Raw genomic sequence first — 12,561 nt, forward strand, 5'->3', positions numbered from 1 at the left:
AGCGGCCCGGCCGGCCCGGTCCGGAACCCCGCGACCGCCGCTCGGCAGTCCCTCTGACGACCCCTCGGTACGTGTTCCCCCCTTCCGATTGGGCTTTCGGGCCGACAGCGGGGAGACTGCTCCCCGTGACGTCCCGTAACCTGCGCGACTCCAGGCTCCGTCTTGTCCGCCCACGGCCCACCGCCACGGCCCGCCGCGCCGTGACGAACAGGCGCACGCGACCCGCTCCGCGCCCGCCCGAGGGCACGCCGCCGACCGCGGAGCTGGCCGGCCAGGCGCGCGGGGTCCTCGCCGACGCGGTGCGCATCGCCCGCTGGGCGGCAGCCCACCACGCCGAGGGCAGCGCCGCCGAGCGGGAACGGGCCGCCGCGGACCTGCGGCTGACACCGGGACAGGTCCACGCCGGCTGGGACCGCGCCCGGCTCGCGGGGCTCGTGGAACTGCACGGCGGCACGGCACGCCCCGGCTGGCGGCTGAACGCATGGAACCGCGACGACAGCGCCGTCCTGCGCGGCTGGGTCGCCCTGTTCGACGCCTGGCCCCTCGTCCACCCAGCCCCCGCCGACGTGGCGCCCGCGGCCGTCGCCGAAGTGGTGGAGGCCGTCCCCCAGGTGCTCTCCCTCCTCCAGCTCTCCGCCGGGCCCGTGCTCCTGCCGGCCCTGCTCGACCTGCTCCAGCAGCGGGTGGCGGAACTGCGCGAGGAGCGCTGCGAGGTGCCCTACGGTCCCGAGCCCGCCCCCGCCGACGCGGCGGCCGCGGCCCTCGCCGAACCGCCGGAGGCCGTTCTCCCCGCACTGCTCGACTGGGCCCTGGAGGGTCTCGCGGCCGTCGGTGCACTGACCCTCGGCGACGGCCACGCCACCCTCACCCCGCTCGGCAACTGGGCGGTGTGGGTCAAGCTCGAGCAGATCTGCGTCGCCGCGCAGAGCCCGGCGGGCCACATCGAGCAGTCCGCCGAGGAGATGCTCAGGGGCTGCGCGCGGCTCAGCCCCGGGCCCGCCCGCGCCGAGTACCGGGCCTGGCTCGCCGCCCGTACCGTCTCCAGCGCGGTCACCGAACTCGTCGCCGCCGCCCGTGGCGAGGACGCCCTGTTGCGCGGACTGGCGTTCGAAGCGCTCCGGGTCGTGGGTGCGGCCGCCGAGGCCGATGTCCGAGCCGCGGCCGAGGAGCCCTCACTGCGCCCCTACGCCCTGCTGTGGCTCGCCGAGTACGAGGGCGGCGACCCCGAGGACGCCGCCGAGGTGCTCACGCGAGAAGAGGCGACCTGGCTCTGGGTGGACACCGCCGCCGCTGTCGCGGACCACGGCGAGAGCGCCCTGCTGGTACGCCATCTGGACTCGGCGGTGCAGGGCACCGTCCCCGCCCTGCTCGACGAGATCCGGGCCGTCGGCCATCCGCGCACCGTGCAGGTCCTGGTCGCCCTCGCGGCTGCGCACCCGGACCCGGCCCTGGCGAAGGCCGTGCGGCGGGCGGCCTTCCAGGTGCACACCGGGGGTGCCTGACCGCGGGACCGGGCCGCGTCGCCGGGGCGCGGTGTCGGAGGCGGCGACGGCCCGCCGGCAGGCTCAGATGCCCGGTGCCTCGCCACGCCGACCACCCCTTCTCCTCGGTGCCGTTGGTCCTCCCGCGGTGTCGTGGCGTCGGTGCCGGGTTCCCGGATTCCTCGGTGCCGGTGCCGGTGCCGGTGCCGGTGCCCTCGATCCCCGACGGGGCGTGACCCGGGTCCCCGTCCGGTGCCGGGAACCGACGGACGCCGGGAGTCACCGGGCGGCTCAGCGGAAGGTGTTGCACCGGGCCATGTCGCCGGTGCGGTAGCCCTCGTAGAACCACTGCCGGCGCTGGGCGGCCGAACCGTGCGTCCAGGTCTCGGGGGTGACCCGGCCCTGGACCCGCTCCTGGATCCGGTCGTCGCCCACGGCGGCGGCCGCGTCGAGCCCGTCGCGGACGTCCTCGGCCGTCAGCCGCGTGAGCAGCGGCCGTCCGGTCCTGTCGTCCGGCGTGGTCGTCGCGTGCCGTGCCCACACCCCTGCGTAGCAGTCGGCCTGCAGTTCCACGCGCACCGCGTTGCTTCCCTCGCCCTGCCGCCGGTCCTGGGCCCTGGCGAGCGTGCCCATCTGGTTCTGGACGTGGTGGCCGTACTCGTGTGCCACGACGTACGCCTGGGCGAACGGGCCGCCGGTCGCCCCGAACCGGTTGCGCAGCTCGTCGAAGAAGCCGAGGTCCAGATAGACCTTCCGGTCGGCCGGGCAGTAGAAGGGTCCCACCGCGGAGGTCGCCGTCCCGCAGGCCGTGGCGACCCGGCCGCTGAAGAGCACGGTCGAGGCGTCCGTGTAGCGGCCCCCGCGCCGGCCGTACTCGGCCCGCCAGAAGTCCTGGAGGCTGTTGACCACGGCGACCGCCCGGCAGTCCTCACGGGTGTTCGCGTCGGAGCCCTTCCGGCAGGACTGCGCCACCTGGGCGGCGGACTCGGAGGTCGCCTCGGGAGCGGTGCCGTCCTCCGTGAGCCCGAGCTGGTCGGGTCCGACACCGAAGAACAGCCCGAGGATCAGCGCGAGAAGACCGGCGATGCCGCCGCCGACGGTCGCTCTCCCGCCGGGGACGCGGCTGCGGCGCACATCCTGGACCTCCGAGGTGTCCAGGTCGGCGTCGTCGTCGAACTGCATGCCCCGAGTATCGATCAGTACGGTGCCCCTCGCCCCTTTTGATCGCTACGCCGATACCTCCCGCCCGCCCCGCCCCGACAACGGGGCTCGTCCCGTCCGTCGCGGCGTTCCGACTGCCGGGGCCGTTCCGTCCCGTCCCGCCCCGCCCCGACAAGGGCGGCCGCCCGCCCCGCCCCGGTCGGACACCCGTCGCCGTCCCGTCCCGGGTCCCCAGGGTGTGCCGTGGCGGGCGCCACAGAAATCCGGTTGCCCGGTCCCGGTAGACTGGCCCGCATGGCAATTCTCCTCATGGATCAGACGGCGTAGAAGCCTTCGCGCGCCCCGTCGTCCTTCCGCCGTCCATCCGTCCTGGAGTCTTCCCGTGATCACCGCTTCCGGCGTCGAGCTGCGCGCCGGCGCCCGCGTCCTCATCGAGTCCGCCACCTTCCGCATCGCCAAGGGCGACCGCATCGGCCTGGTCGGCCGCAACGGAGCGGGCAAGACGACCCTCACCAAGTGCCTCGCCGGCGAGGGCATCCCAGCCGCCGGCCAGATCGCCCGTTCGGGTCAGGTCGGCTATCTGCCCCAGGACCCGCGTACCGGCGACCTGGAGGTGCTCGCCCGGGACCGCATCCTCTCCGCCCGCGGCCTCGACGTCCTGATCCGCAAGATGCGCGAGAACGAGCACCGCATCGCCACGGGCAAGGGCACCACCCGCGAGAAGGCGCTCAAGCAGTACGAGCGCCAGGAGACCGAGTTCCTCACCAAGGGCGGGTACTCCGCGGAGTCCGAGGCCGCCACCATCGCCGCCGCGCTCAACCTGCCCGACCGGGTCCTCGGCCAGCCGCTGCACACCCTCTCCGGCGGCCAGCGCCGCCGCGTCGAGCTCGCCCGGATCCTGTTCTCGGACGCCGACACGCTCCTGCTCGACGAGCCGACGAACCACCTCGACGCCGACTCGGTCGTGTGGCTGCGCGAGTACCTCAAGACCTACCGCGGCGGCTTCGTGGTCATCTCCCACGACGTCGACCTCGTGGAGACCGTCGTCAACAAGGTCTTCTACCTGGACGCCAACCGCTCCGCGATCGACATCTACAACATGGGCTGGAAGCTCTACCAGCAGCAGCGCGAGGCCGACGAGAAGCGCCGCAAGCGGGAGCGCCAGAACGCGGAGAAGAAGGCCGCCGCGCTCAACGCCCAGGCCGACAAGATGCGCGCCAAGGCCACCAAGACCGTCGCCGCGCAGAACATGGCCCGCCGCGCCGAGCGGCTGCTGTCGGGTCTGGAGGACGTACGCCTCTCGGACAAGGTCGCGAAGCTGCGCTTCCCCGAGCCGGCGCCCTGCGGAAAGACCCCGCTGACGGCCGAGGGGCTGTCCAAGTCCTACGGCTCGCTCGAGATCTTCACCGATGTCGACCTGGCCATCGACAAGGGATCCCGCGTGGTGGTCCTCGGCCTCAACGGCGCCGGCAAGACCACCCTGCTGCGGCTCCTCGGCGGTGTGGAGAAGCCCGACACCGGCGAGGTCCTGGAGGGCCACGGGCTGAAACTGGGCTACTACGCCCAGGAGCACGAGACGCTCGACCCGGACCGCACGGTCCTGGAGAACATGCGCTCGGCCGCCCCCGATCTGGACCTCGTGGAGGTCCGCAAGGTGCTGGGTTCCTTCCTGTTCTCCGGTGACGACGTCGACAAACCGGCCGGGGTGCTCTCCGGCGGGGAGAAGACACGGCTGGCGCTGGCCACGCTGGTGGTCTCCGCGGCGAACGTCCTGCTGCTCGACGAGCCGACGAACAACCTCGACCCGGCCAGCCGCGAGGAGATCCTCGGGGCCCTGCGTACGTACAAGGGCGCCGTGGTCCTGGTGACCCACGACGAGGGCGCCGTCGAGGCCCTGCAGCCGGAGCGGATCATCCTGTTGCCGGACGGGGTCGAGGACCTGTGGGGCGCGGACTACGCGGATCTCGTCGCCCTGGCCTGAGCCAGGACCACCGCTGGTGTCCGGCGGCCGCCGAGGACCACCACTGGCGGCCGCCGGACGGGGTGCCGTACGTACGGTTCCGGGCCCGGTGACTCCCGTCCGGGAGGCCCGGCCGGGGCGGGGGCCGTGAAGCCGGGTCCGAGAAGCCCGGTCGGAGCCGGGTCCGCGGAGCCGGCTCCTGGAGGCTTGGCCGTAGCCGTCCGCGGAGCCCGTCCGTGCCGCCCGGGGGATCCACCCGGTGCCGGTCCGACGGGGCGGCACCGATCGGTCCCGGGAGCCGGTCGTGGCCCCGACCGGGTGCCCCCTCCGGGAGGATCCAACCGGACTGATCCACTCCGTATAGATCATTCGGCTCACGCGTGATCCTTCATCTGAGTGAGTGCGTCTCGTATCGCGGCGTGGCGGTCGGCCGGAACGGCCCGCCACCCGTGTGGGGCAACGGTGCCGGCGAGGATGCCCCTGACCTGGAATTTCAGCCTCCGGGGCGATGGAACGGCCCCGGGAGCGCCGCCGGAAGGCCGTACTCCGGCGGCGCTCCGGTGCGTACCGAGGCCGAAGCTCGTCGTACGGACCTTGTCGAATGGGTGGCCAGGAAGCCCTGTAGGGGTGATCATGAGAGTCCAGAGCGCACTTCCCATGAGGAGGCACGGGTGGCCGAGACTCTGAAGAAGGGCAGCCGGGTGACCGGCGCCGCGCGCGACAAGCTCGCGGCAGACCTGAAGAAGAAGTACGACTCCGGTGCGAGCATCCGGGCGTTGGCCGAGGAGACCGGCCGCTCGTATGGATTCGTCCACCGGATGCTCAGCGAGTCCGGAGTCACGCTGCGTGGACGCGGCGGGGCGACGCGAGGCAAGAAGGCGGCGTCGACCTGACGCCCGAGTTCTCGAGCGTCGTCTGAGGCCTGCCGGTCTCCGGTGTCGGCCACCCGGCCGATCCCGCGGTCGGCCGGGTGGTTACTGTGCAGTCACTTGATGTTCGCTGCACTGACCGCACCGGAACCGGAGGCGCCTCATGACTTCGCTGGACTCTGTGCTCGACAAGGACGGCGTACGGCTCACCGTCGAAGACGCGGTGGCCACGGTGACCCTCACCAACCCGGCCAGGCGCAACGCCCAGTCCCCCGCTCTCTGGCGGGCGTTGACCGAGGCCGGGCGGTCGCTGCCGGGTACCGTGCGGGTGGTCGTGCTGCGCGGCGAGGGTAAGTCCTTCTCCGCGGGGCTGGACCGGCAGGCCTTCACGCCGGAGGGCTTCGACGGCGAGCCGTCGTTCATCGATCTGGCACGCGGCTCGGACGCCGAGCTCGATGCCGTCATCGCCGAGTACCAGGAGGCGTTCACCTGGTGGCGCCGCAACGACATCGTGTCCATCGCCGCTGTCCAGGGGCATGCGATCGGTGCCGGGTTCCAGCTCGCCCTCGCCTGCGACCTGCGGGTCGTCTCGCAGGACGTTCAGTTCGCCATGCGCGAGACCAGCCTGGGACTGGTTCCCGACCTCACGGGGACGCATCCGCTGGTCTCCCTGGTGGGCTACGCCCGTGCGCTGGAGATCTGTGCCACGGGCCGCTTCGTCCACGCCGAGGAGGCGGAGCGCATCGGACTCGCCAACCTCGCCGTGGCCGCCGAGGAACTCGACGCTTCGGTACGCGACTTGGCCGCCGCACTGCTTGCCGCGCCGCGTGACGCGGTGATCGAGACCAAGGCGCTGCTCCGTGGGGCGCGATCGCGCACGTACGAGGACCAGCGCACCGCCGAGCGCGCCGCGCAGGCACGCCGTCTGCGTGATCTGGCGGGCCTCACCGACTGAACGACGCGGGCCGGCCCCTCCTGTGCCGCGCCGCGCCGGTCGGGTCCGACCCTTACGGCGCGGGCCGCCCCGGTCGCAGGCGTCGGGCGAGCCGGCCCCTTCGAACCGGGTGGGGGACGGGGCCGGCTGCGGCCTGCGGCTCCCGCAGGGCCCTCGCCCTGCGCCACGGGTCCGAGGCGTGCGCCCCGGGGTCCGTCCTTCCGAGCGCGGGCGTACCCGGGCGGCCCGCGCTCACTCCCCGGTGCCGACCTCCGTGACGAGGACCGTGACGGGCAGGGGCGACGGCAGAACCGAGACGACCGCGGCGCGGACGGCGCGGGCCACCTCCACGGGACGATGGCCCGGCGCCGTCGCGCATTCGACCCGTACGGACGACGCGTCGGCCCGTACGGCCGCCCCGAGCGAGCCGGTGAGCCGGGCGACGCCCGGAACGGCGGCAGCGGCGGCGGCGACGGCACCCGGCAGCTCGCCGGCACCGGCCCCGCCCCGCGGTTCGCCGGTACTCCCCGCGGCGGTGGTCGCGTGCCCCGGCTCCTGCGGGGAATCCGCGGGGCGCGTCCCGTCCGCTCCGTCCGTCTCCGCGTCCTGCGGTCGGGCGGCGGTCGGCCGCGAGACCACGGGGGTGCCGGCGGGCCCCGGCGCTCCGTCCGCCTCCGGTGGCGCGTCCAGCAGCGCCGTCACGCGGAGGTCGACGACCGCGACCGTCAGACCGAGGTGTTCCCGGGCGGCTGCGAACAGGGCGGTGCGCAGCCGCTCGGCCAGCTCCGGCAGGGGTACCGCGGCAGCGGCCGCGAAATCCGCCTCGATCCGCAGCGGTCCGGGAGGCAACGCGGCCGGGGGCGGCGGGACGGCCGGCGCCCCGGCCGCCCCGGGGTCGGCGAGTCCGGTCCGGATGCCGCCCGGCACCACACCGGGCACCTCCCCGGCGGCCCGCCGCAGCACCGGCTCCGCCGCCCGTTCCGCCAGCCAGGCGCTGTCCTCCGCGGTACCGAGCGGAAGCAGTCTGCCCAGCCCGAGCCGCGTCCGTACCGCCCCGGTCCAGCCCTCGGCCGTCGTCATCCGTACCGCCTCGTCATTGCTCCAGCCTGCCGCATCCTCCGGCGCGGGAGCGGGCAAGCGGACTTAGTGTGGTCAACGTAGTCGGGAGTTCACCACCGCCCGGAAAGGTACGCATGGCGATGACCGACACGGATGTCAGTGTGACCAAGGAACCGGCCGGCACGGTGCGGCGCGGCGGCGGCGATCCGGCGACCCGGGGCCGTACCACCATCGCCGACGGAGTCGTCGAGAAGATCGCCGCGCTGGCGGCCCGTGACGTGGTCGGTGTCCACGCGATGGGCAGCGGCCTCTCCCGCACCTTCGGCGCGGTGCGCGACCGGGTGCCGGGGGGCAAACCGCCCGTCACCCGTGGAGTGAAGGCCGAGGTGGGGGAGAAGCAGACCGCACTCGACCTGGAGATCGTCGTCGACTACGGCGTCGCGATCGCGGATGTGGCCCGCGCCGTGCGCGAGAACGTCGTCGCCGCGGTCGAGCGGATGACCGGCCTGGAGGTCGTCGAGGTCAACATCGCCGTGGGCGATGTGAAACTTCCGGACGAGGAAGACGAAGAGACGGAACCGCGGATCCAGTAGCGGAGCTCACGAGAGGAGCCCGTAATGAGCATGGCGGTGGCCGGTCTGCTGGCCGGGATGGCCCTCGGATTCGCCGGATACTTCGGTGGGTTCGCGGCGTTCCTGCTGGTGGCGGCGCTGGGGGCGGTCGGGTTCGTCGTCGGGCGCATCCTCGACGGCGATCTCGAACCGGGCGACTTCTTCAGGAGCCGCGAGCACGGCGACCGGCGGGGGTGACCCGGCGTGGCCGCCGAGACACCCCCGCCCCCGGTCCCGTCGGCACCGTCGGCGGGCCCGCCCGCACCGGTGCCCCCGCGCCCCGCGGCTACGGGGATCCGCCCTGCCGAGCGGGGGGCGACCACGATCGCCGACCGGGTGGTCGCGAAGATCGCCGCCCAGGCGGCCCGTGAGGCACTCGTCCGTGTGCCGGAGGGCGGATCCGCACCCCACGCGACGGTCTCCGTGCACCACGACCACGCCCGGGTACGGATCAGCCTCGACCTCGACTACCCGAGCGACATCGGAGGCCAGTGCCGTGACGTGCGTCGTCATGTCGCGGAGCGGGTAGAGGCGTTGGCGGGAATGGCGGTGCCGGAGGTCGCCGTACAGGTCGAGCGGCTGCACTCCGTCCACACGCGCCGGGCTGCCCAGGGGAGGCTCCGATGAGCGAACCGGTGAAGGGATCCGCAGGGGGGAGCGAACCGGCCGGAGGCTCCGTACGGGAGCTGGACCAGTCGGCCTCCGCCGCCGCGTACCGGCCGCTGCCCGCGGCCGAGGACGACGGCGGCGCCCGCCGCTTCTGGTCGCGGCGGCGGATTCCCGCCGCGCTGCTCGCGGCGGTCGTGGCGGCCGGTGCGGGACTGCTGCTGTTCGACGTCGTCTCCGTACGGGCCGAGCGGCCCGGGATGCGCTGGCGGCGGTCGCTCGCCGACGACCTGGCGAGCAGGCCGGTGGACGACACCTGGGTACTGGTGGGCGCGGGGGCGGCCGTCGTGGTCGGAGCGTGGCTGTTGGTGCTCGCCGTGACACCGGGCCTGCGGAATCTGCTGCCCATGCGCCGCCGGGCGGGCGAAGGGGACGTACGGGCCGGTCTCGACCGGGATGCCGCGGAACTGGTGCTGCGCGACCGGGCGATGGAGGTCTCGGGAGTGCAGTCCGTGCGGGTGCGGGTGCGGCGGTCCCGGGTCGGGGTGAGGGCGGTGTCCCACTTCCGTGAACTCGACGAGGTCCGGTCCGACCTGGACACCGTGCTGGGCGACGGCATCCGCGAGCTGGGACTGGTGCGGCGGCCGGCCCTGTCGGTGCAGGTGCGCCGCCCGGCGAAGAAAGGATGAGCGCGATGCTCCGGGTCGTCAACCGGGTACTGATCGGTCTGGCCGGTCTGGTGCTCGTCGTGCCGGGGGGAGCGGTCCTGGCAGCGGGGCTGGGGCTGCCGGTCCCGTCCTGGTGGCCGTGGCGGGGGGCCGGGGCCGTACTGCTGAGCGAGAGCCGCCGCGGGCGGTGGGAGGACCACGGCTGGTGGTGGCCCGTGGTGATCGCGGTGCTGGCGGTCGTCTTCCTCCTCGCGCTCTGGTGGCTGCTGGCGCAGTTCCGCCGCTCCCGGCTGGCCGAGGTGCTGGTGGACAGCGGTGACGGCGAGGGGGCCCTGCTGCGGGGCCGCGCCATGGAGGCCGTGCTCGTGCGGGAGGCCGAGGACCTGGACGGCGTGTCCCGGACCCAGGTCGTACTGCACGGACGCCGCACCGCCCCGGCGGCCCGTGTGCGCCTGCTCCTCGAGCCCTTCGCGTCACCGGGCGAGACGCTGCACCGCCTCTCGGCCGAGGCCCTGGCGCACGCGCGCGACTCGGCAGGGCTGGCGTCGCTGCCCGCGGAGGTGCGGTTGCGGGCCCGGAGGCACCGGGCGAAGCGGGTTACATGAGCGGGGTTGACGGGCCCGGGGCCCAGTCGTCGCGGGCGGGACACGATCCGCATGCCGTTCCGGTCCCGCGAGCGCGCCGCCGGGGCGATCCCCCCGGCAGGCGTTCCGGGATGTCCTCCGTCTCGGGTGTGAGCGGCGTTCGGGATGCGCGTCGCCAGGGGCACTGGTTCGCTGAGAGTGGTCCGCTGAAAGCGACACCAAGGAGGTCATGAGCATGTCAGACGAGGTCGGCGGCCGGGTCCGGCAGATGCGGCAGAAGGCCGAGGAGCTGAAGCAGGCCGCGGAACGCGTGAACGATCCCGAGGAGAGCCGGCGGCTCAAGGAGAAGGCGCGCAGGCTCCAGGAGCAGAGTGAGCAGGAGAGCACGATGGGATCCGGGGACATCTACCCCATGGAGTGACCCCCCGTGCCCGTACGCACCGGCCGGCACATGTCACCGGCCGGCGCGTGCACGGGCCCGCGCCGGCCGGTCCCGCGCCGTGGCCGGGAGGACGCGGGGAGGGATCCCGAGCCGAGCCGAGCCGAGAAGGGCCGTGCCCCGCCCCCGGATCGTGCGGCGCCCCACCCGGTGCGCACAGCGGCACATCACCCGGGGGCCTCCTCGGGGGATCCGCGCCGGTGCTCGCCCGCCACGAGAACGGGGACGGTGTGCTGACGCACCAGTTCCCAGGCGACGTTGCCGAGCAGGCGACGTGACAGGCCCCTCCCGTGTGTGCCGACGACAATGAGGTCGAAGTCCTGTTCCCTGGCGTAGTTCACCAGAGCCTGCGCCGGTGGACCCGGGATGATGTCGCATTCCGTCACCCGCCCGCCGCTCCGCTCGGCGACGGTCCCCAGACGGTTCCTGGCCGCGGTGATGCTCGGGTCCCCCTGGTGGTCGGCCGCGTCGTATCCCACCACCTCGACCGCGACGAGGGCTTCGGCGTACGGCCCCAGCAGGTCGACGGCCAGGTCCAGCGCTGCCTGCGACGCCCTGGAGCCGTCCACGCCCACCAGCACCCTCAGGCCGCCCGGCCCGGGCGCACCGACTTCCATCCGCGCGAGCGGTCCCGCATGCGGCGGCTGGATGCGCTCGCCGGCGACAAGGGCCAGGATCGGCCCGAAAACGGCACCCATGAGCAGCCACCCCCAATGGTGGTAACCGCGTCGTGCCATCCACCAGGCGGTGACGAGGCCGGTGGCGACCCAGGCTCCCCCGACGACGAGGACGAACGCGAGATCACTCACGGCAGGTTCCAGGTGGGGTCGGGGTGGCGGGTCGCGCGTGAGGCGACGACTGCCACCGTGGTGCGGGGGGAATGGTCCGGCGCCGTCCCGTGCGGGGCAAAGGGGCAGGCCGTCCATATACACCTCCTCCTTGTTCACCACACTTGTGCATATCCGTATGGAATGCCAATGAGGAGGGCGGGTCCGACCTCGGAGGTGGCCGGACGACGGCGAGGCCCGACGGGACGCCAGGGGGAGGCGCGGGACACCCGACCGCGTCTGCTGCTCGGGGGTGACGGCCGGTGACGCGCCGCGTGCCGGGGTACGGGCGGCGTCCGCCTCCGCGACGGGTACAGCCGGCGGCCGCGGCTCGGGGGCCCCGCCACGGCAAGGGCGGGGTGGCGCGCTCGTCCGGATGCGTCGGCCGAAGACGCACCGCGTGCCGGGGCGGCTCGGTCGCTGCGGGTTCCTCCGCAGACGGTCCGGCGCCGCCCGGGGCGCCCGGAACACCTGCTGCCACCGGGGCCGTCTCCAGCGAATGCCGAGCCCTGCGGGCGGAAGGCGCCGCCGTCCTCGCACGGCCCCCGAGGACACCCGGGTCGGAAGCGGGACTTCGCCGCGCCGTCCACCGGCCGCGTCATCCCGTCAGAAACCGGACCTCGCCCCGCCGTCCACCGGCAGCATCACACCCGTGAGGTAGGACGCCGCGGGCGAGAGCATGAACGCCGCCGTGCGGCCGAACTCCTCCGGAGTGCCGTAGCGCCGCAGCGGAATGCGGGACTCGTTGGCGGCACGGGCCGCGTCCACGTCCCCCGACAGCGCGTCGAGCTCGCGCACCCGGTCGGTGTCGATACGGGCCGGCAGCAGTCCCACGACGCGGATTCCGCGCGGGCCCAGCTCGTCCGAGAGCGACTTGGCGAAACCGGCCAGACCGGGACGCAGACCGTTCGAGATGGTCAGGCCGGGAATCGGCTCGTGGACCGAGCCGGACAGCACGAAGCCGATGACCCCGCCCTCACCCAGCGCCGCCGCCGCGCCCCGGGCCAGCCTGACCGCGCCCAGGAACACCGACTCGAACGCCCTCTGCCACTGCTCGTCCGTGTTGTCCGCGACGAAGCCCGGCGGGGGGCCGCCGACGCTGATCAGTACGCCGTCGAAGCGGCCGAAGTGCTCCCGGGCGGCCCCGATCAGCCGCTCGGCGGTATCGGGGTCGGCGTTGTCGGCGGCGACGCCGACGGCGTCCGGGCCGATCCCGGCAGCCGCCTCCGCGGCGGCCTTCGCGTTCCTTCCGGTGATGATCAGCTTCGCGCCCTCGGCGGCCAGTGCCCGGGCGGCGGCGTTGCCCAGCCCGCGGGTCGCCCCCGTCACGACGTGGACGCGGTCCTTCAGTCCAAGATCCAT

General features: G+C 74.0%; 14 protein-coding genes. 10 read left to right on the forward strand and 4 right to left on the reverse strand.

The annotated features are described in order from the left end of the window. Positions 1–125 precede the first annotated feature (125 nt). Entirely contained in the window at positions 126–1,502 is a 1,377-nt protein-coding gene (locus AB0J10_RS17320; RefSeq protein ID WP_363062359.1) for a hypothetical protein, read from the forward strand. Positions 1,503–1,772: 270 nt separating this feature from the next. Here the strand turns inward: AB0J10_RS17320 and AB0J10_RS17325 are convergent, their stop codons facing one another. Continuing rightward, a complete protein-coding gene (locus AB0J10_RS17325; protein ID WP_363062360.1) occupies positions 1,773–2,663 on the reverse strand; it encodes a neutral zinc metallopeptidase in 891 nt (296 codons plus the stop codon). A 361-nt stretch (positions 2,664–3,024) separates the two neighbouring features. Here AB0J10_RS17325 and AB0J10_RS17330 point away from each other — a divergent pair, with 361 nt between their 5' ends. The 3 genes from AB0J10_RS17330 (at position 3,025) to AB0J10_RS17340 (ending at position 6,426) form a co-directional block, all read left to right on the forward strand. Continuing rightward, positions 3,025–4,623, forward strand: a complete 1,599-nt coding sequence (locus AB0J10_RS17330) for an ABC-F family ATP-binding cassette domain-containing protein (protein WP_363062362.1) — start codon at positions 3,025–3,027, stop codon at positions 4,621–4,623. A gap of 650 nt (positions 4,624–5,273) precedes the next feature. Continuing rightward, entirely contained in the window at positions 5,274–5,495 is a 222-nt protein-coding gene (locus AB0J10_RS17335) for a helix-turn-helix domain-containing protein (RefSeq protein WP_017948860.1), read from the forward strand. A 139-nt stretch (positions 5,496–5,634) separates the two neighbouring features. Beyond that, a complete protein-coding gene (locus AB0J10_RS17340; protein ID WP_363062364.1) occupies positions 5,635–6,426 on the forward strand; it encodes an enoyl-CoA hydratase/isomerase family protein in 792 nt (263 codons plus the stop codon). A 231-nt stretch (positions 6,427–6,657) separates the two neighbouring features. On the opposite strand, the gene AB0J10_RS17345 is transcribed toward AB0J10_RS17340, so the two are convergent. Further along, entirely contained in the window at positions 6,658–7,485 is an 828-nt protein-coding gene (locus AB0J10_RS17345) for a hypothetical protein (protein WP_363062366.1), read from the reverse strand. Positions 7,486–7,604: 119 nt separating this feature from the next. Between AB0J10_RS17345 and AB0J10_RS17350 the strand changes: the two genes are divergently transcribed. The 6 genes from AB0J10_RS17350 (at position 7,605) to AB0J10_RS17375 (ending at position 10,354) form a co-directional block, all read left to right on the forward strand. Further along, positions 7,605–8,057 carry an Asp23/Gls24 family envelope stress response protein gene (locus AB0J10_RS17350; RefSeq protein WP_269731124.1) on the forward strand — a complete coding sequence of 151 codons (453 nt, stop codon included), beginning with the start codon at positions 7,605–7,607 and terminating at the stop codon, positions 8,055–8,057. A gap of 24 nt (positions 8,058–8,081) precedes the next feature. Next, positions 8,082–8,273: a hypothetical protein gene (locus tag AB0J10_RS17355; protein WP_363062369.1), complete on the forward strand. Its 192-nt coding sequence runs from the start codon at positions 8,082–8,084 to the stop codon at positions 8,271–8,273. Between the two features lie 6 nt (positions 8,274–8,279). After that, positions 8,280–8,702: a hypothetical protein gene (locus AB0J10_RS17360; protein ID WP_363062371.1), complete on the forward strand. Its 423-nt coding sequence runs from the start codon at positions 8,280–8,282 to the stop codon at positions 8,700–8,702. Then, on the forward strand, positions 8,699–9,370 hold the full coding sequence (locus tag AB0J10_RS17365) for a DUF6286 domain-containing protein (protein WP_363062372.1): 672 nt from the start codon (positions 8,699–8,701) through the stop codon (positions 9,368–9,370). Before AB0J10_RS17360 ends, AB0J10_RS17365 begins: the two co-directional genes overlap by 4 nt. Next, complete coding sequence (gene amaP / locus AB0J10_RS17370) at positions 9,367–9,954, forward strand: alkaline shock response membrane anchor protein AmaP (RefSeq protein ID WP_363062374.1); 588 nt, start codon at positions 9,367–9,369, stop codon at positions 9,952–9,954. The genes AB0J10_RS17365 and amaP overlap by 4 nt, the downstream gene beginning before the upstream one ends. Before the next feature lie 208 nt (positions 9,955–10,162). Continuing rightward, positions 10,163–10,354 carry a DUF6381 family protein gene (locus AB0J10_RS17375; protein ID WP_363062376.1) on the forward strand — a complete coding sequence of 64 codons (192 nt, stop codon included), beginning with the start codon at positions 10,163–10,165 and terminating at the stop codon, positions 10,352–10,354. A gap of 185 nt (positions 10,355–10,539) precedes the next feature. On the opposite strand, the gene AB0J10_RS17380 is transcribed toward AB0J10_RS17375, so the two are convergent. Then, positions 10,540–11,181, reverse strand: a complete 642-nt coding sequence (locus AB0J10_RS17380) for a universal stress protein (protein ID WP_363062378.1) — start codon at positions 11,179–11,181, stop codon at positions 10,540–10,542. 624 nt (positions 11,182–11,805) lie between these two features. Next, complete coding sequence (locus tag AB0J10_RS17385) at positions 11,806–12,561, reverse strand: SDR family oxidoreductase (RefSeq protein WP_363062380.1); 756 nt, start codon at positions 12,559–12,561, stop codon at positions 11,806–11,808.

This window comes from Streptomyces sp. NPDC049887 (assembly GCF_040656535.1).
Lineage (GTDB): Bacteria > Actinomycetota > Actinomycetes > Streptomycetales > Streptomycetaceae > Streptomyces.

Coding starts and splice junctions, on each gene's coding strand:
- AB0J10_RS17340 (WP_363062364.1), top strand. CDS start 5,635: ATGACTTCGCTGGACTCTGTGCTCGACAAGGACGGCGTACGGCTCACC.
- AB0J10_RS17365 (WP_363062372.1), top strand. CDS start 8,699: ATGAGCGAACCGGTGAAGGGATCCGCAGGGGGGAGCGAACCGGCCGGA.
- AB0J10_RS17375 (WP_363062376.1), top strand. CDS start 10,163: ATGAGCATGTCAGACGAGGTCGGCGGCCGGGTCCGGCAGATGCGGCAG.
- AB0J10_RS17385 (WP_363062380.1), bottom strand. CDS start 12,561: ATGGATCTTGGACTGAAGGACCGCGTCCACGTCGTGACGGGGGCGACC.
- AB0J10_RS17355 (WP_363062369.1), top strand. CDS start 8,082: ATGAGCATGGCGGTGGCCGGTCTGCTGGCCGGGATGGCCCTCGGATTC.
- AB0J10_RS17345 (WP_363062366.1), bottom strand. CDS start 7,485: ATGACGACGGCCGAGGGCTGGACCGGGGCGGTACGGACGCGGCTCGGG.
- AB0J10_RS17350 (WP_269731124.1), top strand. CDS start 7,605: ATGACCGACACGGATGTCAGTGTGACCAAGGAACCGGCCGGCACGGTG.
- AB0J10_RS17325 (WP_363062360.1), bottom strand. CDS start 2,663: ATGCAGTTCGACGACGACGCCGACCTGGACACCTCGGAGGTCCAGGAT.
- amaP (WP_363062374.1), top strand. CDS start 9,367: ATGAGCGCGATGCTCCGGGTCGTCAACCGGGTACTGATCGGTCTGGCC.